The 24,905-nt window shown below is 74.4% G+C and carries 25 protein-coding genes; 10 read left to right on the top strand and 15 right to left on the bottom strand.

Going from position 1 to position 24,905, the window contains the following annotated elements:
- Positions 1 to 30: 30 nt before the first annotated feature.
- Complete coding sequence (locus AB0B97_RS02205; RefSeq protein WP_357489931.1) at positions 31 to 759, bottom strand: tyrosine-protein phosphatase; 729 nt, start codon at positions 757 to 759, stop codon at positions 31 to 33.
- Between the two features lie 82 nt (positions 760 to 841).
- Here AB0B97_RS02205 and rnhA point away from each other — a divergent pair, with 82 nt between their 5' ends.
- Positions 842 to 1,315, top strand: coding sequence for a ribonuclease HI (rnhA, locus tag AB0B97_RS02210; protein ID WP_007459445.1), 474 nt, complete (start codon positions 842 to 844; stop codon positions 1,313 to 1,315).
- Here the strand turns inward: rnhA and AB0B97_RS02215 are convergent.
- The 3 genes from AB0B97_RS02215 to AB0B97_RS02225 all read right to left on the bottom strand — a co-directional run bounded on the left by AB0B97_RS02215 (position 1,312) and on the right by AB0B97_RS02225 (position 3,839).
- Positions 1,312 to 1,566 carry a preprotein translocase YidC gene (locus AB0B97_RS02215; protein WP_234591488.1) on the bottom strand — a complete coding sequence of 85 codons (255 nt, stop codon included), beginning with the start codon at positions 1,564 to 1,566 and terminating at the stop codon, positions 1,312 to 1,314. The genes rnhA and AB0B97_RS02215 overlap by 4 nt on opposite strands.
- 202 nt (positions 1,567 to 1,768) lie before the next feature.
- The gene (locus AB0B97_RS02220) at positions 1,769 to 2,656 is read right to left on the bottom strand and encodes a pentapeptide repeat-containing protein (protein WP_357489934.1); all 888 of its coding nucleotides are present in this window, start codon (positions 2,654 to 2,656) and stop codon (positions 1,769 to 1,771) included.
- Between the two features lie 76 nt (positions 2,657 to 2,732).
- Positions 2,733 to 3,839 (bottom strand): DUF5919 domain-containing protein, encoded by a 1,107-nt coding sequence (locus tag AB0B97_RS02225; RefSeq protein ID WP_357489936.1) that lies wholly within the window; start codon positions 3,837 to 3,839, stop codon positions 2,733 to 2,735.
- A 165-nt stretch (positions 3,840 to 4,004) separates the two neighbouring features.
- Between AB0B97_RS02225 and AB0B97_RS02230 the strand changes: the two genes are divergently transcribed.
- Positions 4,005 to 4,613, top strand: a complete 609-nt coding sequence (locus tag AB0B97_RS02230; RefSeq protein ID WP_357489938.1) for a hypothetical protein — start codon at positions 4,005 to 4,007, stop codon at positions 4,611 to 4,613.
- 6 nt (positions 4,614 to 4,619) lie between these two features.
- Here AB0B97_RS02230 and AB0B97_RS02235 read toward each other — a convergent pair whose 3' ends face one another.
- Positions 4,620 to 5,426: an SDR family oxidoreductase gene (locus AB0B97_RS02235; RefSeq protein ID WP_357489940.1), complete on the bottom strand. Its 807-nt coding sequence runs from the start codon at positions 5,424 to 5,426 to the stop codon at positions 4,620 to 4,622.
- A gap of 42 nt (positions 5,427 to 5,468) precedes the next feature.
- Here AB0B97_RS02235 and AB0B97_RS02240 point away from each other — a divergent pair, with 42 nt between their 5' ends.
- Complete coding sequence (locus AB0B97_RS02240; protein ID WP_357489942.1) at positions 5,469 to 6,071, top strand: MBL fold metallo-hydrolase; 603 nt, start codon at positions 5,469 to 5,471, stop codon at positions 6,069 to 6,071.
- 182 nt (positions 6,072 to 6,253) lie between these two features.
- Positions 6,254 to 7,285 (top strand): PHB depolymerase family esterase, encoded by a 1,032-nt coding sequence (locus AB0B97_RS02245; protein ID WP_357489944.1) that lies wholly within the window; start codon positions 6,254 to 6,256, stop codon positions 7,283 to 7,285.
- On the opposite strand, the gene AB0B97_RS02250 is transcribed toward AB0B97_RS02245, so the two are convergent.
- Together AB0B97_RS02250 and AB0B97_RS02255 are read right to left on the bottom strand one after the other, a co-directional pair.
- Positions 7,254 to 7,997, bottom strand: coding sequence for a phenylalanine--tRNA ligase beta subunit-related protein (locus tag AB0B97_RS02250; RefSeq protein WP_357489946.1), 744 nt, complete (start codon positions 7,995 to 7,997; stop codon positions 7,254 to 7,256). The genes AB0B97_RS02245 and AB0B97_RS02250 overlap by 32 nt on opposite strands.
- A gap of 8 nt (positions 7,998 to 8,005) precedes the next feature.
- Entirely contained in the window at positions 8,006 to 8,617 is a 612-nt protein-coding gene (locus AB0B97_RS02255; protein WP_357489948.1) for a LysE family translocator, read from the bottom strand.
- Positions 8,618 to 8,679: 62 nt separating this feature from the next.
- On the opposite strand from AB0B97_RS02255, the gene AB0B97_RS02260 reads away from it, so the two are divergent.
- A complete protein-coding gene (locus tag AB0B97_RS02260) occupies positions 8,680 to 10,233 on the top strand; it encodes a PLP-dependent aminotransferase family protein (protein WP_357489950.1) in 1,554 nt (517 codons plus the stop codon).
- Here AB0B97_RS02260 and AB0B97_RS02265 read toward each other — a convergent pair.
- The 7 genes from AB0B97_RS02265 to AB0B97_RS02295 all read right to left on the bottom strand — a co-directional run bounded on the left by AB0B97_RS02265 (position 10,177) and on the right by AB0B97_RS02295 (position 19,429).
- Positions 10,177 to 11,607 (bottom strand): DUF6297 family protein, encoded by a 1,431-nt coding sequence (locus tag AB0B97_RS02265; protein WP_357489952.1) that lies wholly within the window; start codon positions 11,605 to 11,607, stop codon positions 10,177 to 10,179. The two genes, AB0B97_RS02260 and AB0B97_RS02265, sit on opposite strands and share 57 nt — an antisense overlap.
- Entirely contained in the window at positions 11,604 to 12,227 is a 624-nt protein-coding gene (locus AB0B97_RS02270; protein ID WP_357489954.1) for an ABC transporter ATP-binding protein, read from the bottom strand. The genes AB0B97_RS02265 and AB0B97_RS02270 overlap by 4 nt, the downstream gene beginning before the upstream one ends.
- A 72-nt stretch (positions 12,228 to 12,299) precedes the next feature.
- On the bottom strand, positions 12,300 to 14,678 hold the full coding sequence (locus tag AB0B97_RS02275; RefSeq protein WP_357489956.1) for a tetratricopeptide repeat protein: 2,379 nt from the start codon (positions 14,676 to 14,678) through the stop codon (positions 12,300 to 12,302).
- Positions 14,675 to 16,444, bottom strand: coding sequence for an ABC transporter permease subunit (locus AB0B97_RS02280; RefSeq protein WP_357489958.1), 1,770 nt, complete (start codon positions 16,442 to 16,444; stop codon positions 14,675 to 14,677). Before AB0B97_RS02280 ends, AB0B97_RS02275 begins: the two co-directional genes overlap by 4 nt.
- The gene (locus AB0B97_RS02285; RefSeq protein WP_357489960.1) at positions 16,441 to 17,718 is read right to left on the bottom strand and encodes an extracellular solute-binding protein; all 1,278 of its coding nucleotides are present in this window, start codon (positions 17,716 to 17,718) and stop codon (positions 16,441 to 16,443) included. The genes AB0B97_RS02280 and AB0B97_RS02285 overlap by 4 nt, the downstream gene beginning before the upstream one ends.
- Positions 17,715 to 18,347 carry an ATP-binding cassette domain-containing protein gene (locus AB0B97_RS02290; RefSeq protein WP_357489962.1) on the bottom strand — a complete coding sequence of 211 codons (633 nt, stop codon included), beginning with the start codon at positions 18,345 to 18,347 and terminating at the stop codon, positions 17,715 to 17,717. Before AB0B97_RS02290 ends, AB0B97_RS02285 begins: the two co-directional genes overlap by 4 nt.
- Positions 18,348 to 18,436: 89 nt before the next feature.
- Positions 18,437 to 19,429 (bottom strand): WYL domain-containing protein, encoded by a 993-nt coding sequence (locus tag AB0B97_RS02295; RefSeq protein WP_357489964.1) that lies wholly within the window; start codon positions 19,427 to 19,429, stop codon positions 18,437 to 18,439.
- Between the two features lie 44 nt (positions 19,430 to 19,473).
- Here AB0B97_RS02295 and AB0B97_RS02300 point away from each other — a divergent pair, with 44 nt between their 5' ends.
- The 5 genes from AB0B97_RS02300 to AB0B97_RS02320 are packed head-to-tail and all read left to right on the top strand — an operon-like array spanning position 19,474 to position 23,373.
- Positions 19,474 to 19,953, top strand: a complete 480-nt coding sequence (locus tag AB0B97_RS02300; protein WP_357489966.1) for a hypothetical protein — start codon at positions 19,474 to 19,476, stop codon at positions 19,951 to 19,953.
- A complete protein-coding gene (locus AB0B97_RS02305) occupies positions 19,953 to 20,414 on the top strand; it encodes a hypothetical protein (protein WP_234589955.1) in 462 nt (153 codons plus the stop codon). The genes AB0B97_RS02300 and AB0B97_RS02305 overlap by 1 nt, the downstream gene beginning before the upstream one ends.
- Before the next feature lie 10 nt (positions 20,415 to 20,424).
- Positions 20,425 to 20,964, top strand: coding sequence for a PH domain-containing protein (locus AB0B97_RS02310; RefSeq protein WP_357489969.1), 540 nt, complete (start codon positions 20,425 to 20,427; stop codon positions 20,962 to 20,964).
- A gap of 59 nt (positions 20,965 to 21,023) precedes the next feature.
- Complete coding sequence (locus AB0B97_RS02315) at positions 21,024 to 22,514, top strand: NAD(P)/FAD-dependent oxidoreductase (protein WP_357489971.1); 1,491 nt, start codon at positions 21,024 to 21,026, stop codon at positions 22,512 to 22,514.
- Positions 22,501 to 23,373: an SDR family oxidoreductase gene (locus AB0B97_RS02320; RefSeq protein WP_357489973.1), complete on the top strand. Its 873-nt coding sequence runs from the start codon at positions 22,501 to 22,503 to the stop codon at positions 23,371 to 23,373. The genes AB0B97_RS02315 and AB0B97_RS02320 overlap by 14 nt, the downstream gene beginning before the upstream one ends.
- Here the strand turns inward: AB0B97_RS02320 and AB0B97_RS02325 are convergent, their stop codons facing one another.
- Positions 23,374 to 24,852 carry a cryptochrome/photolyase family protein gene (locus tag AB0B97_RS02325; protein WP_357489975.1) on the bottom strand — a complete coding sequence of 493 codons (1,479 nt, stop codon included), beginning with the start codon at positions 24,850 to 24,852 and terminating at the stop codon, positions 23,374 to 23,376.
- Positions 24,853 to 24,905 lie beyond the last annotated feature (53 nt).

Raw genomic sequence — 24,905 nt, forward strand, 5'->3', positions numbered from 1 at the left:
CAGGATTATCAGCCGGCGGCGAGTCCTCCCTCACTCGGTGAGCAGCCGTCCCCGCAGCCGAGCGGTCAACGACTCGTCCACGCCGAGCCGGTCGGTGGCGTAGCCGACCGCCGACCCGTACGCTGCGGTCAGGTCGGCCAGGAAGTGCCGGATGACGGCCTCGGGGGCGCGACCGTAACCGGGCCAGATCAGCTCACGGTCGGGGTTCAGGGCCCGCCAGTCAGCGATGAGGCGCTCGGTGGCCAGCTCGGTACGCGCGAAGTCGGCGGCGATCTGCTCCTCGTCGACGCCCAGCAGGGCCAGCAGCAGCGCGGCCAGCAGGCCGGTGCGGTCCTTGCCGGACGCGCAGTGGAAGACCAGCGGCGAGTCGGTGGCGGCGATCACCTCCAACGCCTCACGCAGCTCGGCGACGCCGTCCTCGGCGACCTCTGCGTACCGGTCGGCCAGATAGCGCCACGGGTCGACCGTCGGGTCGATCGTCGCCTGGTCGTAGGGGCGGTGCTCGACGCTCAGGTTGTGCCAGGTCAGCCCGTCGATCTGCGGCGCCCGGCCCCGCGCGGCGATCTCCCACGGATACCGCAGGTCGATCACCGTGCCGACACCGAGGGCGCGGAACCGGTCCAGGTCGGCGCCCGCCAGCTTGCCCAGCGAGTCCGAGCGGTAGAGCAGGCCCCAGCGGACCGTTCGACCGTCGTCGGTGCGGTGACCACCGAGGTCGCGGAAGTTGTGCAGACGATCGAACGCGACATGCCGGTCCATCGGCCCGACCCTAGCGCCTCCGGCCCGGCGTGGCGGCCCCCGACGGGTCGGCGCGAGGTCGCCGCCGGGTAGGTTGCCTGCCATGGTGGACGCGGCGGCCGGCAGGGGCGTGCAGATCTGGACCGACGGGGCGTGCAGCGGCAATCCCGGACCGGGCGGCTGGGGCGCGCTGCTGCGCTACGGCGACCACGAGCGGGAGCTGTGCGGCGGCGAGGCCACCCCGACGACCAACAACCGGATGGAGCTGATGGCTGCCATCCAGGCCCTGGAGAGCCTGAACCGGCCGGTCACCGTCGAGCTGCACACCGACAGCACCTACGTGCGCAACGGCATCACGAGCTGGCTGGCGTCGTGGAAGCGCAACGGCTGGCGCACGGCCGCGAAGCAGCCGGTCAAGAACGCCGACCTGTGGCAGCGGCTGGAGGCGGCCTGCGAGCGGCACGAGGTCACCTGGCTGTGGGTGAAGGGGCACAACGGTCACCCGGAGAACGAGCGCGCCGACGGTCTGGCCAACAAGGGCATGACCGAGGCGCGGGCGGCGCTGGCGAGCCGCTAGGTCGTCCGCCCGGATCGGCGGGTCGCGTCGGGGTGCCCCGGCATGCTCGACCCGCCGCCGCTGCTGCCGGAGGAGCCGCCGGTCATCCCCGAGCTGTTGTCCTCGGTGACGATGTCCGGTGGCACGTCGGTATCGGCCGGCGGCGGGACTTCGGTGTCCGCCTCGACCTGCACCAACGGCACCTGGCCGGCCTCGTCCTCGCTGTGCTGCGGGTCGCCCGGCAGCTCGCCGTCGCGCTTTCGGAAGCCCACGCCGTGCCCCCCGTCGATGCCGGTCCGAGTCGGCCGTGGCTACCCGGCGTCATCACCCCGAAACCTCGCCCGGCGAGCGGCTCCCTCCCGGCGAGCGGTTCCGGCGGGCGCAGGGACCGCCGACGGGTGAGGGACCGCCGGCGGGTGAGGGGCCGGCCGGAGGTGGCGGTGCCCGCGTACGCGCGGCTCGCCGCACCCGCCGTCAGCGGCGGCGGCCCCGGCGGGTCGGGGCGGCGGCCCGTGCGGGGCGGCGCACCGGCGTGAGCGCCAGCGCCGTCCAGTGCGCCGGCCGGGTCAGCGTCGCCGGCACTGCGGTGCGGACGTCACCCCGGGCGGCGTCCAGCTGGGCCTGGTGCAGGAACAGGGTGGCGCGCAGGTCCGCGCCGCGCAGGTCGGCCCCGCGCAGGTCGGCGCCCGTGACGTCGGCCAGACTCAGGTCGACGCCGCGCAGGTCGGCGCCGACCAGCAGCGCGCCGCGCAGGTTGGCCCGGCGCAGGTCCGTCCGGCGCAGGTCCGCACCGAGGAGCTGCGCGCCCCGCCGATCGAGCCCGCCGGGGGAGCGGGCCGCGTCACTGGCCCGCGACAGGAGCGGGTTGACGCGGGCCCGGTGCGCGTCGACGTCAACGCCGCGCAGCCGCGCCGGGTCACCGTCGGCGAGCGCGGCGATCTCGGCGCGGGCGCGATCCAGCTCGGCGCGCAGCGCGGCCGGTGGGCGCAGCGACACCGCCTCGCCGAGATACCAGAGCAGTTCGTGCAGCGGACGCAGCACCGTGAACGCCTCGGCCATCGCGGGCAGTGTCTCCGGGGCGTCGCGCCAGTCCCGTCCACCGAAGGTGACCTGGGCGACCTGCTGCCCGGCCCCGAAGCAGTCGAAGACCGTGCAGCCGGCGAACCCCCGCTCCCGCAGCTCGGTGTGGATGCCGCAGCGGTGATCCGGGCGCAGGTTCGGGCAGGGCCGTCCGGCCGGCTTGTCGATGGCGAAGTCGGCCGACGCGGCGAAGGCGGGAACCACGCAGCACAACCCGAAACAGCGCGCGCAGTCGGCACGCAGATGCGACGGCGGCGACGGCGGCGCGGGATCTGTCGACACGGGGGAACGGTCCTCCTGGCGATCGAGGCGGCGACCCCATTGTCCCGCGCCTCGGCCCGACCCAGCGGGTCGGGGGTCACCGTCCGTGCGCGTCGCCGGCCGCCGCGGAGCGGGGAGCGGGGGTACGCGAACCATCCGGCGGCGGCACCAGCCGGCGGATCTCCCGCTGCCCGTCGCCGCCGCCGTACTTCTGGTCGAAGTGCCGGCGTACGGTGGCGGCCGGCGTCCGGTCCCCGTCGACCGGCTCGGCCAGGGCGAACACGCCCGGGGCGCCGCCCGGCGCGCGTGGTGGCAGCACGGCCCGCACGGTCAGCGGCCCGGTCACCTTGAACACTCCGCAGTCGACGTAGTGCTGCCCGTCCACGCTCACGTAGGGCACCTGCACCTCGACCACGTCGGAGTCGTCGTGGCGCAGCGTGACGGCGACCGACCAGTACCGCTCCAGGTTGACGGTTGCCTGCTCGTGCTCCCACAGCTCCTCGAACCGGGCGTGCACGAACCCGCCCCAGGGGCTGTCCATGTCCACCTCGAGCTGGGGCACGTTGAACGACAGCTTCCCGATCGGGAAGAACGAGATCAGCGCCCGGCTGTCCCACTGGTAGAGCTGGATGGACGGGGACGCGTCGTAGAGCCGAACCTGCAACCGGTGCCGCAGTCGGGCGTCGAGCGAGTCCTGGAACAGCGCCAGGTGGCGCAGGTTGGTGCGGATCTGGCGCGGCACGTCCACCCGCTGCCGTTCCAACTCCTCCGAGCGCTGCTGCGCGGCCGTGCAATCCGGGTCCAGCAGGAGCAACTGCACCTGCGCGCCGTTGGCGAGCGCCGCCCGCATCCCCCGCAGCGCCTCCTCGCGCTGCGTGTCCTCCAGCAGGATCGTCCAGGTGTCCAGGATCCGCACCCGGCGTCCGGAGCGGTACAGCCGGGCCACGAAGGCGTGCTGGTCGAAGCTCAGGTGCTCCTGCACACGCGCCCTGCGGGCCTCCTCGAACAGCGGGTCGAAGATGACGTACGAGATGGCCGCGAGCACCACGCTGGAGCCGATGTTGAGCAGCAGGTCGCTGAGGAAGCCGCTGCTGCGCCAGGCGGCCAGCAGCATCACGAGGGCGATCCCGAGTAGCGCGCCGCCGACGCCGAACGCACGTCGTTGCCGGCCGCCACGGTTACCCCGACCAGCCCACTCGGGCATCCGGTCCCCTTTCCGTCCTGGCCCACCGATCATCGAGATGCGGAGGATACGTGCCGGCTTTGCCGCTCGCTGTCCTGTTCGCGACCGACGCGTTCGCCGACCCGGCCGCCCGAACCGCTCTTAAGGTGACGGTAACGGGGTCGGGCGAGCGCGAAAGGTGACGGTGTGGACGACGCGGAACGCGAGAAGGCGCTGCTGAGCGTCCTCAGCACCGAGCACTACGCCCTACAGACGTCCCGCTCCGGCACGATCGACGAGGCCACCGGACGCGCCACCATCTTCCTGTCCGTGCTGTCGGCGGCCCTGATCGGCCTCGGCTTCGCCGCCGGCAACGACAAGGTGGTCCGGCCCTACCTGGGCGCGGTGTTGCCCATCCTGGTGATCATCGGGATCCTGACCTTCCTGCGGCTGGTGGAGACCACCGTGGAGAACTCGCTGGACCTGAAGCGGATTCAGCGCATCCGCGCCTACTACCACCATCGTCTGGCCAGCGAGCACGACTTCTTCGCCGACGCGGTGGTCTCCGAGGACACTGCGCAGGCGGCCTGGACGATGGTGGGCACCCGGCCGGGGCGCTGGGAGTTCCTGCTCACCACGGCGGCGCTCGTGGGCGCGGTCAACGCGGCGCTCGTCGGGTCGGGCGTCGCCCTGCTGCTCGGCATGGTCGGGCGCTGGCACTGGCTGATGGTCGTCGCGGGGGTGGCGGTCGCGCTGGCGGCGTTCGCGGCCCAGTTCGCGTACATCCTTTGGACGTCGGCGGGACGCACGGCCTGAGGGCACTCAGACCCGACGCCAGTCGTCGCTGGCGAGCGCGTTGGCCTGCGGGCCCATCAGCAGCATGCCACCATCGACGGGCCAGGACGCCCCGGTGACGTAGCTGGCGGCAGGCGAGGCCAGCAGTGCGACCACTGCCGCCACCTCCCGGGCGTCGCCGGGCCGTCCCACCGGCACGCCGGGCCGGTCCTGGGTGAACGGGTCGACGTCCTCCTGACCGGTCATCGGCGTGGCGATCTCGCCCGGCGCGACGGCGTTGACGGTGATCCCGTCGGCGGCCAACTCCTGGGCCATCACCCGGGTCAGCAGCCCCAGGCCGCCCTTCGCGGCGCAGTACGCGGCGGAACCCACCCGCGGCGCGTGCTCGTGCACGCTGGTGATGTTGATGATCCGTCCGCCGGCGCCGACGGCCCGCATCCGTCGCGCGGCCCGCTGCGCGCACAGAAAGGGCGCGTCGAGGTCCACGGCGAGCACCTCGCGCCACTGGTCCCAGCCGGTGTCGACGAACGGCGTCGAAGCGCCAGTGCCGGCGTTGTTGACCAGCACCCCGATGCCGCCGAGCCGGTCGGCCAACTCGTCGATCACCGCCGCCGCGTCCGGCAGGCGGGTGAAGTCCACCTCGGCGACCTCGCACCGCCGCCCGGTGGCGCGGACCTCGGTCGCGGTCCGTTCGGCGCCGTCGGGGTCGCCGTACCAGGTGATGCCGATGTCGAAGCCGGCCCCGGCCAGGGCTACCGCGCTGGCCTTGCCGATGCCGGAGTCCGCGCCGGTGACCACGGCGATCCTCGGGTAGTTGTCGTATCGCTGGGGCATTGCTGCGCAGTACCCCGACCGGGCGCGGCGTACCGTCGCCGGATGCGGATCACCCGATACACACACTCCTGCGTCCGCGTCGAGCACGACGGCGGCGTGCTGGTCGTCGACCCGGGCATCTGGAGCGAGCCGGGCGCGCTCGCCGGCGCGGACGCCGTCCTGGTCACCCACGAACACACCGACCACGTGGACGTGCTGCGCCTGGCCGGGCTGGGCGTCCCGGTGTACGCCCCGGAGGGCGCCCGGCTGCCCGACCTCGCCCCGCTGCCGGTGACGCGGGTACGCGCGGGGCAACGCTTCACCGCCGCCGGCATCACCGTCAGCGCGCACGGTGGCCGGCACGCCGCCATCCACGAGGGCCAGCCGGACTGCCCCAACCTCGGCTACCTGATCGGCGACGGGCTCTACCACCCGGGCGACTCGGTGCACGTGCCGGACGAGCCGGTGCACACTCTGCTCGTTCCCGCCCAGGGGTCGTGGCTGCGCCTGGACGAGGCGATCCGCTTCGCCCGCGCGGTGGACGCCGCCGCCGCGTACCCGATCCACGACGCGCAGCTCAACCACCGTGGTCTGGCCAGCGTCGCCGGCTGGTTCGCCGAGACCATCCCCGGCTACCGCCACCTCGCCCCGGGCGACACCGCCTGAGCGACCGGCGTCGTCGCAGCAGTGGGAACCTCGTCGGGCGCGTCACCGGGACCGTCGTGGGTGGTCGGGGCACACGCCGACATCGACGAGCGTGTCGGTCGGGCTCATGTCGGGTGTGGCCTGCGTCACGGTAGCTTCGGCGCACGCCGACGCCCCCGACGGCGCTGCCGAGGAGAACGTTCATGACCCCACCGCGCCGAACCGCCACCGCCGTGACCGCCGTCCTGCTGCTGATCCTGACCATCGCGGCCCCCGCCCAGGCCGCCACCCCCGCCACCACATCGCCCGTCTCCGGGTCGTTGGGCACCTACAACATCTCCGGGGTGTACGTCGCCGGTGTGTCCTCCGGTGGCTACATGGCGACCCAGCTGCACGTCGCCTACTCGTCCCGGATCCGGGGCGCTGCCGTCTTCGCGGCGGGCCCGTACTACTGCTCGCAGAACACCGTCGCCCAGGCGCTCTACGGTTGCGGTGACAACCTGTACCCGACGAACGTGTCCGCCCTGCAGACGTACACCAGGACCTGGGCGACGTACGGCTGGGTCGACCCGGTCGGCAACCTCTCCGGCGACCCGGTGTACGTGTTCCACGGCGCCAACGACACCTCCGTCAAGAAGTCCGTCACCGACGACCTGGTCCGCTATTACCAGCACTTCGGGGCCAGCGTGCAGTACGACAGCGGCTCGGCCGCCGGTCACTCGTGGGTCACGCCGTACGGCACGTCCGGGTGTACGGCCACCGCCTCGCCGTTCCTCAACGACTGCGGCACCGACCCCCAGAACGCCCTGCTGCGCAAGCTGCTCGGCGGGGTGAACGCGCCCAGTCCCGCGGCTCTCGGTGGCCGGCTCGTGCGCTTCGACCAGAACACCTTCGCGGTCAACGGCTGGGCCAACGGGCTGAGCATGGACGCCAACGGCTTCGCCTACGTCCCGTCGGCCTGCGCCGCCGGGCAGTCGTGCCGGCTGCTTGTCGCCCTGCACGGCTGCGCCCAGGGGTACGGGTCGGTGGGCACGGCTTTCGTCGACCGGGCCAACCTCAACCAGTACGCGGACACCAACAACCTGGTCGTGCTCTACCCGCAGGCGGGCACGGCCCTGAGCAACCCGAACGGCTGCTGGGACTGGTGGGGCTACCTGGGCGCGACCAACTTCCCGATCAAGGGCGGCGCGCAGGTGGAGTCCATCATGAACATGGTCCGCCGGCTGGACGGCTGAGGGTGGTGGCCGCCGGGGCGCCGAAGCGGGGCGCGGCGGCGGTGAGCACCGCGGCTGTCGCCGGGACGGACCACCCGTCGGTCAGCTCCGCCACCAGGGTGTCGACCAGCCGGGTCACGGCCGGCTCGGCGCCCTGGTGCAGCGCCTCGGCGACGATCAGCACCGACGAGGTGCCCGCCCGTACGGCGGACCATCCGCTCTGCCGGTTCGTCCATCGCCGGGCGTGCGCCCGCCCGACCGAGTCGACGAAGGTGACCTCGCCCGGGTCGGGGTGCTCGGTGTCGCCGGCGAAACTCAGGTACGTCTCGTCGCCGTGCGCCGGCCGGACCACCAGGTCGCCGTCGACCCGGTCCAGGTCGAGAACGGCAACGGGGATGGCGTAGGCCGCCGAGACGGCGTTGCAGAGATCGACCAGCGGGTGCACGCGGGGCAGTTCGCCGTCCAGACGTAGCCGGCGCAGCAGGGCTTCGGCCGCGCACCGGTACCTGGTAGGTCGTAAGCCCATGGCCGCGTACGCTCGCCGCCACGCCTGGATCTCCGGGAACCCGCTCTCGCTGCCGTCAGCGGTCAACCGCCGTCGGGCCTCGGCGAGGTGGTCGGCCGTGCTCCCCGTCCGGTCGGCGTCGGCGGTGATCCCGTCGGCGACGTGCACCACACCGGCGATCAGGTCGGGATGTGCGGCGCGAAGCTGCGCCGAGTGCTCGAACTGCATGGGACTTCCTATCGTTCGGTGAGGGCGAGCGTCACGCCGAGCGCGACGAACGTGCCGGCGACGGACCGGCGCAGCCAGTCGGTGACGCGGGGGCGGCTCAGCACCCGGTCCCGCAGGCGGGCGGCGAAGACGCCGTAGCCGCTGAACACCACGAAGGTGAGCAGCATGAACACCACGCCGCAGGCGAGCATCGCCCGGGCCGAGCCCGGGGCGGTGGTGTCCACGAACTGCGGCAGGAACGCGACGAAGAACAGCGTCGGCTTCGGGTTGAGCAGGTTGACCAGCACACCGGAGACGATCACCCGGGCCGCCGAGCGGGGTGGGCGCTCGCTCGTCGCCGCGAAGGCGCTGCGGTCGCGGATCGTCGACCAGCCCAGGTAGAGCAGGTAGCCGACGCCCAGGTAACGGACGGCCTCGAACGCCGTGGCGCTCGCCTGCAACAGTGCCGCCAGCCCGGTCAACGCCGCCACCAGGTGCGGCACCACGCCCAGCGTGCAGGCGAACGCGGCCAGCACGCCCGCCCGGGCGCCCCGGGACAGTCCGGCGGAGAGGGTGAAGAACACCCCGGTGCCGGGGGTGATCACCACGATCAGGGCGGTGATCAGAAAGGGGATGCTCACGGTCGTCCTCCGGTGGAGTCGGGCGGGGTGTCTGCGACCCACTCTCCTGCCAAGATGGACCGGTGAGCAGGGCCAAACCGAACGACTCCGAGAGGTCCATAACGGCCGGGTCGGATTTTCTGCACCTCACCGTCGCCGACGCGCCCCCCGGAGGGCGTGCCGACTGGCTCGCCGGCCGGCTGCGCCAGGCGATCGCCGAGGGGCGGGTGCCGATCGGCGCCCGGCTTCCCGCCACCCGGGTGCTCGCCGCCGACCTCGGCGTCTCCCGGGGCGTGGTCACCGAGGCGTACCAGCGGCTCACCGAGGAGGGGCACCTCGCCGGCCGGGGCCGGGCCGGGACGTTGGTCGTCGGCGCCCCGGGAGCGCCGCCCGCGCCGCCCCCCGCCCCGGCCGCGCCGGCGGAACCGGCTGCGCTCTTCCCGCCGACGCCCGGCAGCGACATCTTCGACGCGGTACGCGCGGCCCGCGCGACGATCGACCTGACCCCCGGCGTACCCGACCTGACCGCCTTTCCCCGCGCGGACTGGCTGCGGTCGGAACGCGCCGTGCTCGGCCGTGTCGCCGCGGCGGACCTCGGGTACGGCGACCCGTGCGGGGCGCCCGCGCTGCGCGGGGCCGTCGCCGCCTGGCTGGCCCGCAACCGGGGCATCACCGTCGACCCCGTCGACGTGATCATCGTGGCCGGGGTGTCGCAGGCGGTCGGGCTCCTGGCCCAGGCGCTCCGCCCGGCCGGCATCGATCACATCGCGGTCGAGGAGCCCGGTTCGCTCGGCGTACGGCAGCACCTGAACAACTGGCAGGTCGTCACCCCGCCGGTCCGCGTGGACGACGCCGGGCTGCGGGTCGACGAGCTGGTCGCCAGCGGCCTGCCCGCGGTGTTGCTCACGCCCGCGCACCAGTTTCCGACCGGCGTGGTGCTCGACGGTGACCGGCGTCGCCAACTCCTGGACTGGGCACGGGCCGGCGGTCTGATCATCGAGGACGACTACGACGCCGAACACCGCTACGACCGGCCCCCGGTGCCGGCGCTGCGGGGGCTGTTGCCCGAGCAGGTCTGCTACGCCGGAAGCGTGTCCAAACTGCTCGCCCCGGCGCTGCGGGTCGGCTGGCTGCTCGTGCCGCAGCGACTGCGCGCCGCGGTGGTGGCCGCCAAACGCAACGCCGACCTGGGCAACGCGGTGCTGCCGCAGCTGGTCCTGGCGGAGCTGATGACCTCCGGCGCGCTGGAACGGCACCTGCGGCTGCTGCGCCGCCGGCACACCCGCCGCCGGGACGCGATGATCGCCGCCCTGGCCCGGCACCTGCCCACCGCCACCGTGCACGGCGCCGCGGCCGGACTGCACCTGACGATCACCCTGGCCGACGCCGCTGTGGCGGACACGGAACTGGCGGCGGCGACACTGGCGCGCGGGGTGAAGGTGCAGCCCCTGTCGTGGCACTGCCAACGGCCCCACCGGCCCGGCCTCGTGCTCGGCTACGCGGCCCGGACGGCGACGGAGATCGACGCGGGCGTCGCCGCCGTCGCCGCCGCGCTGGCGCCGACGAATCGGCCGGCTCGCTCAGCCCAGGAAGAGCTGCACGAGCACGAGCACGGCCAGCAGCGCCGGCCCGCGTGAGCCCTGGCGCAGCAGGTCGACCGGGACCATCCCGAACGGCGTGTTGACGGTCGCACCGCCGTAGTTGATCGGCGGGCGGGTGCCGGCCCGCCAGGCGGCGGCTACCACCCCGACCGCAAGCGTCGGCGCCAGCCAGGCCGGGCCGGCGTCGAGGGTCGGCAGACTCGGCAGGGTCAGCAGCCACCACAGGCCCGCGCCGACCGCCGGCACCACCACGTGGATACCGCGCAGCGCCGCGTCGCTGCCACCGAGCGCCCGGCGCAGCCCGGGTGACCGACTGACCGCGCGCAGGCCCCCGGTGAGCCGGTCGGTGGCGAAGTAGGCGAACACCACCTGGGTGGCGCCGGCGAGCCCGGGCAGGGCGAGCGCGGCAGCGTACTGGACGCCGATCAGCCCGGCCCAGATCAGCAGGGCGCTGGGGTGGCGGCGCAGTCGACGTACGTCGGCCTGCAGCAGCGCCCACCACGCCGGGCCGGGCAGGAAACGGCGGCTGCGGACCCGGCCGATGCGCCGCCACCGCCGGCTCTCCACCAGGCTGGTGAGCATGCTCGGGTCGAGCAGGATCGTGGCCGTCGCGGCGGCGTTGGCGAACTGCGCGCCGGTCGTCAGCGTGGCCCGGTCCACCCGGGGCAGCGCGCGTACGGCGAGAACCGTGCCCAGGACCGCGAGGGGCACCCCGACAGCGACAAGCGCGCCGGTCGGCAGCGCCGCCGGCCGGGGCAGTTCGTCGCCGAGGCGACCGGCGATCACCACGAGAGTGGCGACGACGGCGGCCGTCACCATCGGCGTCGCCCCGACCACCGTCGGCCAGCGGCGGCCGGCCCGGCTGCTCTGGGCGACGACGCTCAGGGCGAGCGCGGCGGCGCCCCAGCCGGCGCCGGCCGCCGCGGCCCAGCCCACGGCACCCAGCTGGGTGACGCCGCCCAGCACGGCCACGGCCACCGCGAGCAGTGCCGCGCCGGCCGCCGCGCCCGCCAGCAGGACGCCGAGGCGCGGCGCCAGCCAGGCCCGCCGGTCCACCGGAGTGCTCGTCACCCAGCTCTGGGTGGCCGGGGTGACCAGCAACGGGCCGAGCGCGCGCAGACCCCGCCAGGCGAGCCCCGCGCCGGCCAGCAGCGCGGCGACCGCCAGCCACCAGCGCACCCCCGCGTCGGCCCGGCCCACGGTGGGGGAGACCAGCACGTCGCGGCTGGCGCTGACCGCGAACCAGCCGTACATGCCCACGAAGAGCACGATGACGTACGCGTCGCCCAGCACGTCGCCGAGCGAGTGCTCGTGGTGGCGGCGGCGGGCCCGGCGCAGGTGCGTACGCACCTGTCGGGCGGTGGGCAGCCCGGCGGGCGTCTGGGCGAGCGTGGCCGGCGGGGCGCTCACCGACCGATCTCGATCCGCTCGTCGACCACCGCGTCGATCAGCTCCGGGTCGTGCGAGGCCAGCAGCACTGCGGTGCCGGCGTCCCGTTCCCGGCGCAGCCGGTCGGCCAGCCACTGCCGGCCGCGTACGTCCAACCGCTGCTCCGGCTCGTCCAGGATCAGCACCCGGCGGGGGCGCACGAAGCACGACGCCAGCGCCAGCCGGCGGCGCTGCCCACTGGACAGGGTCACCGGCAGCTGGTCACGGGCCGGTTCCAGGCCCAGCTCGGTCAGCACCTCCTCGACCGGCTCGGCGCTGCCCCCGTGGGCGTACGCGACCAGCTCCAGGTGCTCGACCACCGACAGGTCGGGAAAGAAGTCGATGTCGTCCAGGGCGGCCGCGACCAGGGCCCGCACCTGCGGGTCGGTCTCGTCGGCCCGGTACCCGTGCACCCGCACTTCACCCGCGTCCGGCCGGTCGGCGCCCACCACACACCGCAGCAGGGTGGTCTTGCCGCTGCCGTTGGGGCCCAGCACCACCGCGATCCGACCCGGCGCCACCGTGAAGCTCACGTCGTCGAGCACGACCAGGTTGCCGAAGTTGCGGCTGAGTCCCCGCACCGAGAGAGCGTCCACGGTCACACACTCTCCCAGACCCGTGCCACCGACCAACGCGAGCGATGGACATCACGTCGGCACGGCGCGACGAGCGGCTCAGGGGCCAGCCTGCGGCAGGTCGACGTCCTGTTCCAGGCGGTCGTCCGCGGCGGCCAGCGCCCGGTCGTCGTCGACCTCCTCGGCCACCGTCGCCGCGTCCGCCCAGAGCCGCCGCGCCTCGGCCCCGTCGCCCAGCGCGGCGGCGGCGTCGCCCAGGTACAGCAGGGTGCGGCCCAGCCCCGCCGTCGGCCGGGTCTCCGCCCGCAGCCGCCGGCTCTCGGCCAGCAGCTCGTACGCCGCCCGGGCCTGCCCCGGCGTGCTGGTCAGCAGCGTCGCCCCGGCGTTGAGCAGCGCCGCGGCGCGGCTGGTCGGGTCGTTGACGGACTCGTACTCGCGCAGCGCGGCCCGCCACGCCTGCGCCGCGTCCAGGTGCTCGCCGAGGGCCGCGTGCACCAGCACCAGGTTGGTCAGCGCCGCGGCGTAGCCGCGCGCGTCACCCACCGACCGGAACGTGTTCGCCGCCCTGACCAGGTGGTGGTGCGCGGTGTCCAACTCACCCCGGGCCAGTTGCGCCGCGCCCAGGCCCAGGTCGGTGAGGGCATGCCCGGAGCGGTCCGCCGACGAGCGGTGCCGGCGGGACAGCTCCAGGTGCTCCACCGCGTCGTCGAGCTGCCCCAGATCGAGCAGGGCCAGACCCAGGTTCATCCGTGCCTGGGCGGTGCCCCGCCGGCCGCGCTCGGCCACGGCGAGGGTGAGCGCGGCAGCCGCGCCCTGCGGGTCGTGCCGGCGCCGGCGCAGCACCCCCAGCTCGTTGTGCGCCCACCCGGCGATCTCCGGCCGGTCGTCGGCGGTCGGGGTGGCCAGGACCGTGCGGCAGACCTGCTCCCACTCGTCGAGTCGCTCGACGTGCGCGAGCCATCCGCACAGCGCCACGGCCAACCGGAACCACCACCTGCGGACCCGTCGGGGCAGCGTCTCGGCCGCTCCGGCCGGCACCCGGACCACCGCCAGCAGCAGCTCCTGGTGCAGGTCGAACCAGCCGTACGGGTCGTCGTCGAGCGGCAGCGACCATTCCCGGTCCGGCGGGGAGCCGAGCACGGCCAGGTTGGCCGCGTGTCGTTCGGCCCGCCGGGCCAGGTGCCGGGTCAGTCGGGCCTGCGCGGCGACCCGGGAGCGGGCCGGCTCGGCGTCGCGCAGGTGCAGCCGGGCGTTCGCGGCGAGCAGCGGGCGGACCTCGTACCGGTCGCCGCTCGCGCCGACCACGAACGCGGCGGCGGCCAGCTGGTCGAGAAGCCCGGTCACCCGCTCGGGGTGGCGGCGGGCCAGCGCGGCGATGGTCGGCCGGTCCACCGGGGCGGGGGTCAGCGACATCAGCCGGTACAGCCGACGCGCCTCGCGGGTCAGCGCCCGGTACGCGGTGTCCCGTTCGGTGACGAGTTGGGCCGCCGGCGACACGGCGACGCGCTGGTGCGGCGGGGTGCGCACCGCCCGGCGCAGCGCGTCCAGAACGTCGGAGTGCCGCCAGCCGTGCTGGGCGGTGCGGTAGCCGAGCGCCCGCACGGTGCGGGGCTGCCGTCCGCACAGGTCGACGATCTCGCGTACCGCCGGGTCGGTGCGTGGGTCGGCGCGGCGGATCCGGGCGGCGGGCGCGGCCCCACCGGCCGCCGCGAACAGCTCGACCGCCTCGTCCGGGCCCGGCTCGGCGATCCAGTGCTCCACCACGCCGCCCAGGCCGCTGAGCGCGGGGCCGCCGGCCAGCAGCAGCCGGCAGGTGCGGGCGGTCGGCGGCAGCAGCGCGCGGACCTGCTCGGGACGGTCGACGTTGTCCAGCACCAGCAGGATCTTGCGACCGTCGAGCTTGCGGCGCAGCGCGGCGGCGGCGGCCGCGAGGGCGTCCGGGCGGCCCGACGTCGGTGGGGCGGTGCCCAGGACGCCCGCCAGCGCGGTGAGCACCTGCCGTGCGGAGCGGGGACGACCGCCACGGCGCAGGTCGAAATGGTACTGCCCGTCCGGGAAGTCCTCCCGGCACAGGTTCGCCGCCTGGACGGCGCAGGCGGACGTGCCCACCGCCCGCCGGCCCAGCACCGCCACCGCGTGCTCGCGGGCGAGCAGGTCGAGCACCGCCTGGACGTGCTCCTCCCGGCCGGCGAACCCGGCCGTGTACGGCAGGGTGGGCACGTCGGTAGGCGGTGTGGTGACGACGTCGGTGGGCTCCGGGCCGGTCTGGCGGACGGCACGTCGTCGGCGCAGCTCGAACACCACGAAACCGACGCCGCCCACGACCGCCACCACGATGCTGGCCGGGCCGAGCACACTTGCCGCGAACTCGGACAGCAGGTTGCTGGCCAGGTTGCCGAACACCCCGCTGAGCAGCGTGCCGATCGTCACGAGCACCGGCCAGCGCGGCGCCCGGCCGGGACCGGTGGGGCCGGTCACCGGACGCCCCCGGAGACCAGCCCGGCGACGAGCTGCCGTCGGGCGAGCACCATCAGCACCACCGGAAGCACCGAGGCCAGCACCGACCCGGCGGCCAGGACGCCGCTGTTGGACACGAAGCCGCGGCTCTGCCCGGCCAGGAACAGCCCGAGCGGGGTGGCCTCCGGCCCGCTGAACAGCAGGCCCACCGCCAGGTCGTTCCAGACCTGGACGAACTCCAGCACGGAGACGGCGATCACGGCCGGCAGGTTGTGCCGGGCCAGCCGGTGCAGGGTGCCCCACCAGCGCCGACCGCCCAGCCGGGCGCCCCGCACCTGCTCGGCCGGCAGGTCGGCGAACGCGTTGCGCAGCACCAGCACCGCGAACGGCACCCCCAGCGCCACGTGCACCAGGGCCAGCCCGCGGGCGGTGCCGGAGGAGAGCACCACGCCCAGCACCTCGTTGACCGGCCCGGCGATCACCTGCACCGGGACGACGGTGGCGGCCATCAGCAGCAGCCCGGTCGCCTGCGCGGCCGGCCCGGTCAGCCACGCCAGCGGGTACGCGGCCAGCAGCGCGACGACCAGCACCGTGGCGGTCACGACGGTCGCCAACAACAGCGTGAAGCCCAGCGCCCGCCACAGCTCGCCGCCACCGAGCAGCGCCGCGTAGGAGCCCGTCCCGGGCGGAGCCGACCACCAGCCGCGCGCGGCGGCGTCCACCTGCCCGTGCGCGGAGGTCGCCACGAGCACGACGAGCGGGATCAGCCAGGCCACCGCGCCGCCCGCGGCGAGCAGCCGGAACAGTCGTCGCGGCGGCGGGGTCGTCGGTGCGGGCCCGGGTGTCGCCTCGACGCGGGGTGGCGGCCACGCCTGGCGGACGAAGAACGCCGCCACCAGCATCCCGGCGGCCACCGCCACGAGCCAGACGACGCCGAGCGCGGCGCCCTGCCCGGTGGTGGTGCCGCCCGAGGTCTGCCAGACCCGCAACGCGAGCACCGCCGCGTCGTCGCGGACCGACCCGGGCGTCATGACGAGGATCAGGTCGAAGGTCCGGCTGGTGCCGAGCGCCACCAGCGCGAAGACCACCGCGACGGTACGCAGCAGCAGCGGTCGCCACTGCGCGTCCCACAGGACGTGTCGTCGACCGCCGCCGTAGGCGCGGACCGCGTCGGCGAGGCTCGGTGGCAGCCGGTCCAGTGCGGCCCGGAAGACCAGCACGGCCAGACCCACCCAGGCCCAGACGAACGCCGACATCAGCGCCACCGTGACCAGGCCCGGCCCGAGCAGTTGCGGCGCGTTGTCGTCGGCGCGGCCGGTCAGCCGTGCCGCGAGCAGGGTGGCCAGGCCGCGGGTCGGGTCGGGGTCGTACATGAGGCGGAAGGTCACCCCGGTGACGACAAGCGGCAACGCCACCGGCACCAGCAGGATCAGGCGGACCAGCCCGCCCTCCTTCCAGCGGCGGGACGCCACGGCGAACAGGTAGCCCAGCGCCGTCACCACCGCCGGCACCAGCACCGCCCACAGCACCGTCCGGCCGACCACCGCGCCGGTGCCGGGCGCGGCGAGCGCCGCGCGGAAGTGCTCCGCGCCGACCCAGCGACCGTCGGTGGTGACGCTGGCGTGCAGCGTGCGCAGCACCGGCCACAGCACCAGCGCGCCGAGCAGCAGCGCGGCCGGCAGCAGCAGCGCGGAGGTCGCCCCGGCCGCCGGGTAGGCCCGGCCACGCCGGGGCGGGCCCACGTCGTCGAGCACCGCCAGCTCGCCGAGCACCTTGACCTGGCTCATCGGCCACCGCCCGCGTCGCGGGCCGCCGCCGCGAGCTGCCCGGTGGCCCGGCGAACCGCCTCACCGGCGGAGACACCGTCGGTGACGTCGGCGAAGAAGTCCTGCATGATCCGCCAGATGCCCACCCCGTCGGAGCCGGTGAACGGACCGGGCAGTTGGTCGGAGAGGTCGAAGTGCAGGGTGTCGGGGCCGCGCATCTCGCGGGCCAGCTGGCGACGGACCGGGTCGGCGTAGTCGGTGAGTGCGATGGTGGTGTTCGGCGACAGGTAGCCGCCGGCGCGCAGCCAGGGCTGGAACGAGTCGGCCCGGGTCAGCCACTCGACCAGCTCCACCCCGCCCCGGGCGTCGGCGAACACCACCGCCACGTCCCCGCCCACGATCAGCGCGCCGCCGCCCGTGCCGGCGCTCGGGAACCGGAACGTGACGGGCTCCTCCGGGCCGCGCCGGAACCGGCCGACCACCTCGGCGGTGAAGTCGGCCTCGAAGACCATCACCGCGCGTCGGGAGCGCACCACCTGGATCACCGACTCCTCGTACTGGGTGAGCAGCGCGCGTCGACCGCCGCCGGGGAAGGCGCCGTCGATGCTCCACAGCTCGGCGAGCCGGTCCAGGGTGTCGCGCACCGGCCGGCCCTGCCAGTCGGCGTCCGGCCCGGCCAGGGCGTCGTAGGCGGTCGGCGCGAGGTCGGCCAGCACGTTCTCGAACCAGTCGGTGAGCACCCAGCCGTCCGCCGCGCCGATCGCCAGCGGCGCCGGGCCGGCGCCGCGCCGGGCGAGCGCGCCGAGGCGGCGGGTCAGCGACACCAGCCCGTCCCAGCTGGTCGGCTGCTCGGGCAGCATGGAGGGCAGGTGCCAGACCAGTGACTTGTGCGCGGCCTTGACCCAGACGCCGTAGCGCTGCCCGCCGGCCATCAACAGGTCGCTGAGCCCGATGGGCACCGCGTATTCGGTCGAGGGGCGCACCGGGCGCAGCCAGCCCCGCGCGGCGTACTCCGTCACCAGGCCGGGGCGCGACAGGATCGCCACGTCCGGCGAGGTGCCCGCGAGGTGTCGGGCGCGCAGGAACGCGTCGATGTCGTTGCCGGCGCTGACCACGCGCACCGGGTGGGGATAGGTGGCCACGACCTCCCGGAAGCGGTCCAGCTCGCTGCCGCTCCACACCACTGCCACCTGTACCGAGGGGCTGCCGCCGGCACACCCGGCCGCGGTCGCCGTCGCGCCGGCCGCTGCGGCGCGCAGCAGCGTACGCCGGGTGAGGCGGCCGGCCGGCGTCACCGCAGCGCCTCGTCGGGCTCGGTGACCAGCTCGTGGTGGCGGGGGATCTCGGCGAGCGTGGCCGGGTCGGCGGTGCAGACGAGCACGGCCACCCCCGGCGCGTCCGGAGGCGCCAGTCGGGGCAGCAGGTCGGCGAGGCGGCTGCCGCCGGACGGGTCGACGGGCAGGTCGATCACGAGCACCTCGGGCAGGCAGACCGCCGCGCGGGCCAGTGCCACCCGGAAGCGCTGGGCGTCGGAGAGCAGGTGGGGCAGCAGATCCAGCGTCGGCGCCAGCTCCAGCCGGTCCACCACGGTGGCCGTCCAGTCGTCGGCCACCTCGTGCACCCGCTCGCGTTTGCGCTGGCCGTACTCGATGTTGCGGCGCACGGTGAGCTGCGGCAGCAGCGCCCCGCCGGCGGGCACGTAGCCGATCTGCCGGCGCGGCGGCGCGAGGGCCGTGACGTCCCGGTCACCGACCAGGATCCGCCCGGTGACCGGGGCGGCGAGCCCGGCCAGCACCCGGGCCACGGCGGTGCCGACCCGCTGCGGCGCGACCAGGGCGACCGTTTCACCGGACGGGACGTCGAGGGTCACCGGCCCGGTGCCGGGGACGGCGACCAGTGCGCGTAGTCGTAGCGTGGCCCTCACCTCCGGTGACCGCTGGTGCCCGTCCCAGGGTGGCACACCCTGCCGACAGTCGATGTCCCGCCGATCTTCCACTGTGGAAGCGGCGGTGGCTATCGGGTCGGCGGGCCGGCTGGGGCGTAGAGGGCGGCCAGCCCGGCGGCGGTGGCGGCCAGGCGGTCGCGGAGCGCGAGCGGGGTGAGCACCTCCACGTCGGCGCCGAGGCGCAGCAGGTCACCGTGGGCGTGGGTGAGCGACTCGATCGGCAGGACGGCGGTCACCCAGCCGTGCGCGTCGGGTGGCCCGGCGCTGGCGTCCACCGCGGACACCACCGGGTCGCTGCCGATCTCCCGCAGCCGTTCCCGGCCGGCGGGCGACAGCCGTACGGTGGCCTCGTCGCGGTGCAGCCGTTCCCGGAACCGGAGCACGTGCTCCCGCCACCAGGCCGGCAGGTCGAAGTCGGCAGGTCGGTCGAACTCCTGCGCCAGCGGGGTCAGCGCGAGGATCTGGTTGACCCGGTAGGTCGCCGGCTCGGCGCGGCCCGGCCGGGTGGCCACCACGTACCACCGGCCGCCCTTGAGCACCAGGCCGTACGGCTCCAGCACCCGGGTCACCTCGCCGCGCCAACCGCGGTAGCGCACCTCGATGCGCTGCTGCCGCCAGACGGCCTCGGCCGTGCGGGCCAGCTCGGGGGAGGCGTCGCCGTCGGCGTACCAACCGGGTGTGTCCAGGTGGAAGCGTTGTTGCAGCTGGGTGGCCCGGTCGCGCAGGGGGGCGGGCAGCGCGGCGTGCAGCTTGAGTTGCAGGGCGGCCACCACGTCGCCGTAGCCCAGCTCGTCGGCGGGGCCGGGCAGCCCGGCCAGGAAGAGGCGGTCGGCCTCCTCGGCGGTCAGGCCGGTCAGCCGGGTCCGCCAGCCGTCGACGAGTTGGTAGCCGCCGGCGTGCCCGGCCTCGCCGTAGAGCGGGATGCCGGCGGCGTGCAGCGACTCCACGTCCCGGTAGATGGTGCGTGGGGAGACCGACAGCCGCTCGGCGAGCTGCGCGGCGGTCAGCCGGCCGTGCGACTGGAGCAGCAGCAGGACGGAGAGAAGTCGACTGGCCCGCACTTCACTGACACTAGCTGTCAGGGGAGTGGTCCTACCGTCCCGGCATGGCTTTTCGCGACAAGGATCTACGAACGCCGGGACCAGTCACCGTGGACGGCTGGCAGCTCAAGCGCTACCACATCGACCAGCTGGAGCGGCCGATCGAGCCGGAGGTGTGCAAGGCCGCGTACGACCTGCTGCCAGCGCTGCTGGCCCGCGCGGTGAGCGACGGCACCCCGGCCGCCGGCTGGGTGGTGCTGCACCGGGGCGCGGACACCGGCGCCTACCTGCTGGCGTACACCTGGGTGTGGGACAACGCGCTGCAAGTGCACATCGCGGTGGCCGGGCAGCCCGCGCTGGACTGCCCGGACGTCGACCCGACCCACTTCGTCCAGCTGGGTCGGCGCGAGGTCGGCTGCGTGTGGGAGCTGGCGGTGCTGGAGCACGAGCGGGCCGCCTGGGTCCGGCACATGCTGGTGCCCGAGGCTCCCGACCTGACCGGCTATCTGGATGACACGCGAGCGGAAGGGCCGGTGGGCCGCTGATGGGCGACTTCGACTTCTACGTGGGCACCTGGAACGTGGTCAACCGTCGGCTGCGCGAGCGGCTGACCGGCTGCGACGAGTGGGAGGAATTTCCCGGGGTGTCGGTCGCGCACAGCTTCTTCGGCGGCGGCGGCAACTTCGACGAGATCACCTTTCCGACCAAGGGTTTCTCCGGCGCGACGATCAGGATCTTCGACCCGGCGAGCGGGCAGTGGTCGATCTACTGGATGAACAGCGGTCGGGGGGAGTTGGAGCAGCCGCCGATGGTGGGGCGTTTCGTCGACGGGGTGGGCCGCTTCTACGCCGACGACCAGCACGAGGGGCGGCCGGTCCGGTGCCGGTTCATCTGGTCGGGGATCACCGCGACCACGGCCCGCTGGGAGCAGGCGTTCTCGGTCGACGGCGAACGCACCTGGGAGACGAACTGGATCATGGAATCCACGCGAGCGTCCACCGACTAGCCTGCGGACCATGCGCAGATGGCGGCGGATCAGCCCCTGGGGCGCGGCGCAGGCGGTCACCGGACTCACGCTGCTGGTCGGGTCGACGATGGCGGTCGCCGTGGTGGTCGCCGCCAGCCGTGGACCCGCCCACGGCAGGATCGATGCATCGGCGGCCCTCGGTCTGACCGGCGCGTTGCTGTTCCTCGGGCTGTGGCTGACCGGCGTCCTGCGGATGTACCTCGCCGGGATCTACGTCAACGACCGGGGCGTACGGCTGCGGCACGTGTTCCGCACGCGGACCCTGCCCTGGCCGGAGGTGACCGGGTTCGAGGCCCGTCCCGCGCTGCTCCTCGGCGGGCCCACCGCGCGTGACGCCTGCTGGGTGCTGACGACCAACGGGGCGTTCGAGTCGGCGGTGCAGCGGCGTTCCAGGATGGCGAGCCTGCGCAAGAACAACGGCCCGGTGCTCTCGGCCGACGACTTCGCGCGGATGCTCGCCCGGCTCGACGCCGAGCGCGCCTCCCACCGTCACGGTCAGTTCGGCGGCCCGGCGGTGGTCTCGGGCTAGGTGCCCGGCGTCCGGGGCGGTGTTAGTGTCCGTCCACCGCCCCGGACGGGAGGAACGCGATGCCCTCCGACCACGTCGACGTGCTCATCATCGGCGCCGGCCTGTCCGGCATCGGCGCCGCCTGCCATCTGCGCCGCGACTGCCCCGACAAGACGTACGCGGTGCTGGAGGCACGCGACGCGATAGGTGGCACCTGGGACCTGTTCCGCTACCCCGGTATTCGATCCGACTCGGACATGTTCACCCTCGGCTACTCGTTCCGGCCGTGGACCGACGCGACGGCCATCGCCGACGGCGCGGCCATCCGGGAGTACGTGCGCGACACCGCCCGGGAGTACGACGTGCAGCGCCACATCCGCTTCTCCCACCGGGTGACGCGCGCCGAGTGGGACAGCGGAACCGCCCGCTGGACGGTGCACGCCGAGCGCACCGACACCGCCGAGACCGTGGTGCTGACCTGCTCGTTCCTGTTCGCCTGCACCGGCTACTACCGCTACGACGAGGGCTACACGCCGACCCTGCCCGGCGTGGACGCGTACGCCGGGCGGCTGGTGCACCCGCAGCACTGGCCCGACGACCTGGATCACACCGGCCAGCGGGTGGTGGTGATCGGCAGCGGCGCGACAGCCGTGACCCTGGTGCCGGCCCTGGCGCAGCGGGCCGCGCACGTGACGATGCTGCAACGCTCACCCACGTACGTCATCGCCCTGCCCTCGCGTGACCGGCTGGCCGGCGCGTTGCGGCGCCGGCTGCCGGCGAACGCCGCGTATTCCGTGGTGCGGTGGAAGAACGTGCTGCTCTCCACTGTCAACTTCCAGCTCAGCCGGCGCGCGCCAGCCCTGGTCAAGCGGCTGCTCCGGCGCGGCGCGAAGCGCCAGCTGCCGGTCGGGTACGACGTCGACAGGCACTTCTCGCCCCGCTACGACCCGTGGGACCAGCGGCTCTGCGTGGTGCCCGACGGTGACCTGTTCACCGCGGTGCGGCAGGGGCGGGCGTCGGTGGTGACCGACACGATCGACGCGTTCACCGCGCACGGGGTCCGGCTGGCCTCGGGCGACGAGCTGAGCGCCGACATCGTGGTGACCGCGACCGGGCTCAACCTGCTCGCGCTCGGTGGCCTGACACTGCGGGTGGACGGCGTCGACGTCGACCTGCCCGAGACCGTCGCCTACAAGGGCATGATGCTCTCCGGCGTGCCGAACTTCGCGCTGACCCTCGGCTACACCAACGCGTCGTGGACCCTCAAGGCCGACCTGGTCGCCGGTTACGTCTGCCGGCTGCTGCGCCACCTGGACCGCACCGGCCAGCAGGTCGTCACCCCGCTCCCACCGCCCGACGCGCGGCGGGTGCCGCTCATCGACCTGCGCTCGGGCTACGTGCTGCGCAGCGTCGACGCGCTGCCCAGGCAGGGCGAGCGGGCGCCCTGGCGGCTGTACCAGAACTACGCCCGTGACGTGCTGCTGATGCGGCACGGCCGGCTCACCGACGAGGGTGTGCGGTTCACCCGCCGCACCCGGCAGGGAAGGAGCACCGATCGTGCGGAGGTTTGAGTTCGCCGGCGCGACTGCCGTCGTGACCGGCGCGGCCAGCGGCATCGGCGCCGCGTTGGCGCACGGCCTGGCCGCTCGGGGCAGTGACCTGGTGCTGCTGGACCGCGACGCCGAGCGGTTGGACGCCGTCGCCGCCGCCATCCACGCCGCGCACCCGGACCGGCAGGTGCACACGTACCGGGTGGACCTCGCCGACGCGGCCGCCACCGCCCGGGTCGCGGTCGAGATCGGCCAGCGGCACCCACGCGTCCGCCTGCTGGTCAACAACGCCGGTGTCGGCCTCGGCGGGCGGTTCGACCAGGTGACGTTCGACGAGTTCAGCTGGGTGATCGACATCAACTTCCGGGCCGTGGCGCAGCTGACCCACGCGCTGCTGCCCGCCCTCAAGGCCGAGCCGGGCGCGCACCTGGTCAACATCTCCAGCCTGTTCGGGCTGATCGCGCCGGCCGGGCAGACCGCGTACGCGGCGAGCAAGTTCGCCGTCCGCGGCCTCACCGAGGCGCTGCGACACGAACTCGTCGACGACGGCATCGGTGTCACGTCGGTGCACCCCGGCGGGATCCGCACCCGGATCACCGAGAACGCGCGGGTCGGCAGCGGCGTGTCTATCGAGGAGTACACCGCCGGCCGGGCCCAGTTCGAGAAGCTGCTCACCATCGCCCCGGAGCGGGCCGCCGAGGTGATCCTGCGCGGCGTCGAGCGGCGCCGGGGCCGGGTGCTGATCGGCTGGTCGGCGAAACTCCCCGACCTGCTGGCCCGGATCCTGCCGGCGTCGTACAACCGGTTGCTGGTCGTCGGCCTGAACCGGGGCGTCGACCGGCAGGTGCCGATCCCGCCGCCCGTCGCGGACCCCACCTAATCACGGAGGGCTGCTGCCCCGCTTCTCCTCCTGCGCCAGCACCGCCTCGCGGTGCTCCGGCTCGTCGCGGCGGGCCAGCTCCGCGGCGAGCCGCGGGTCGGCCACCAGCCGCTCCCGGTTGCGGTGCAGGAAGCTCTCGAAACCCCCGGTGTACGGGCAGGCCAGCTCGCCGAGCGCCCGCTCGGGGGTGTAACGGCAGCCGGCGCAGTAGTCGCTGATCTCGTCGATGTCGGTGCCGTCCACCGCGTACGGGCGGGTGTCCACCCGGGCCAGGTCGGCGTACTGGCTCATGCCGATGACGGTCGCGTTCATCACCCAGTCGGTGCCGTCGACGAAGCAGCGCTGGAACCAGTCCGCCACCTCGGTGGGACGCCAACCCCGCTGCAACGCGTAGTTGCCGAGCACCAGCAGCCGGGGGCTGTGGTGCGTCCACGCCCGGTCCCGGACGGCGGCGAGCACGTCGGCCAGGCAGCGCGCCTCCACCGCGTCGGCGTCCAGCTCGGCGAACCACTGCGGCACCGGCTCAGTCGCGGCCAGCCAGTTCGCGCCCCGAAAGCGTGGCTCGTGGTACCAGTACAGCTGCCAGAGGAACTCCCGCCAGCCGAGCAGCCCGCGGATGAACGGCTCCACCGCCGTACGCGGCGCGGCGCCGGACCGCCACGCCTGCTCGGCGGCGCGGACGGCCGGCTCAGGGTGCAGCAATCCCAGGTTGAACGACGACGACAGCGCCGAGTGCGCGAACAGCGGATCGTCCGCGCTCATCACGTCGGCGTAGCGGCCGAACCCGGGCAGCCGGTACGTCAGGAAGTGCGCCAGCCGGGCCTGCGCCTCGGCGTGCGTGGCCGGGTGCTGCCGGGGGCCGTCGCGGCCGACGAACCGCACCCCGTCGGCGGCCCACCGGTCCAGGTCGCGGCGGACCTGCGCGTCGATGTCGTCCTCGACGATCGGCGGTGGAGGCGGCGGCGTAGCCGGCACGGCCGGGGCCTCCGAGCGGGGTCGGCGCGGCGCCGGGGTGCCACCGGACCCGCCGGTGCCCCGGGCCGAGCCGGTCAGCACGTCGTGCCAGCGACGGGCCTGCCGGTAGAAGTCAGCCATCCGCAGCGGACCCCGGCGGGTGCGGTCCGCCCATGCCGCGAAGTCGGCCTGGCTGGTGATGAAGCCGCGCGGCGGCAGCACGGTCAACCCGGGCGCCGAGCGGGCGAACTCCAGCGCGGCCCGGGAGTGCGGATGGCACACCTCCACCGGCTCGGCGACCTGGGCCAGGGCCTCGCGGAACGTGCCGGTACGCAGCAGCAGCGCCCGGTCGCCCAGCTCGGCGGCACGGTGGCGCACTGCGGAGAGGATCAGGTGCGCCTTCTGCCGGTGCATCGGCCGACGGCGAAACAGCTCCCGGACCTCCACCAGGAGGACCGGTTGATCGGGGTCGTCGAGGAAATGTGGCCCGAGTTGGTCGGCCAGCAACCATCGGCGGCGAGGCATGCCGCAATTCTGCCGACTTCCGGGCCGTCCCGCGCGCCGGCAGGCCGGGTGGC

Origin of the sequence: Micromonospora sp. NPDC049004 (assembly GCF_040649315.1) — a bacterium.
Taxonomy (GTDB): Bacteria; Actinomycetota; Actinomycetes; order Mycobacteriales; family Micromonosporaceae; genus Micromonospora.

Coding starts and splice junctions, on each gene's coding strand:
- rnhA (WP_007459445.1), top strand. CDS start 842: ATGGTGGACGCGGCGGCCGGCAGGGGCGTGCAGATCTGGACCGACGGG.
- AB0B97_RS02305 (WP_234589955.1), top strand. CDS start 19,953: ATGGGCGACTTCGACTTCTACGTGGGCACCTGGAACGTGGTCAACCGT.
- AB0B97_RS02280 (WP_357489958.1), bottom strand. CDS start 16,444: ATGAGCCAGGTCAAGGTGCTCGGCGAGCTGGCGGTGCTCGACGACGTG.
- AB0B97_RS02225 (WP_357489936.1), bottom strand. CDS start 3,839: ATGCCCGAGTGGGCTGGTCGGGGTAACCGTGGCGGCCGGCAACGACGT.
- AB0B97_RS02205 (WP_357489931.1), bottom strand. CDS start 759: ATGGACCGGCATGTCGCGTTCGATCGTCTGCACAACTTCCGCGACCTC.
- AB0B97_RS02240 (WP_357489942.1), top strand. CDS start 5,469: ATGCGGATCACCCGATACACACACTCCTGCGTCCGCGTCGAGCACGAC.
- AB0B97_RS02310 (WP_357489969.1), top strand. CDS start 20,425: ATGCGCAGATGGCGGCGGATCAGCCCCTGGGGCGCGGCGCAGGCGGTC.
- AB0B97_RS02245 (WP_357489944.1), top strand. CDS start 6,254: ATGACCCCACCGCGCCGAACCGCCACCGCCGTGACCGCCGTCCTGCTG.
- AB0B97_RS02250 (WP_357489946.1), bottom strand. CDS start 7,997: ATGCAGTTCGAGCACTCGGCGCAGCTTCGCGCCGCACATCCCGACCTG.
- AB0B97_RS02325 (WP_357489975.1), bottom strand. CDS start 24,852: ATGCCTCGCCGCCGATGGTTGCTGGCCGACCAACTCGGGCCACATTTC.
- AB0B97_RS02315 (WP_357489971.1), top strand. CDS start 21,024: ATGCCCTCCGACCACGTCGACGTGCTCATCATCGGCGCCGGCCTGTCC.
- AB0B97_RS02300 (WP_357489966.1), top strand. CDS start 19,474: ATGGCTTTTCGCGACAAGGATCTACGAACGCCGGGACCAGTCACCGTG.
- AB0B97_RS02235 (WP_357489940.1), bottom strand. CDS start 5,426: ATGCCCCAGCGATACGACAACTACCCGAGGATCGCCGTGGTCACCGGC.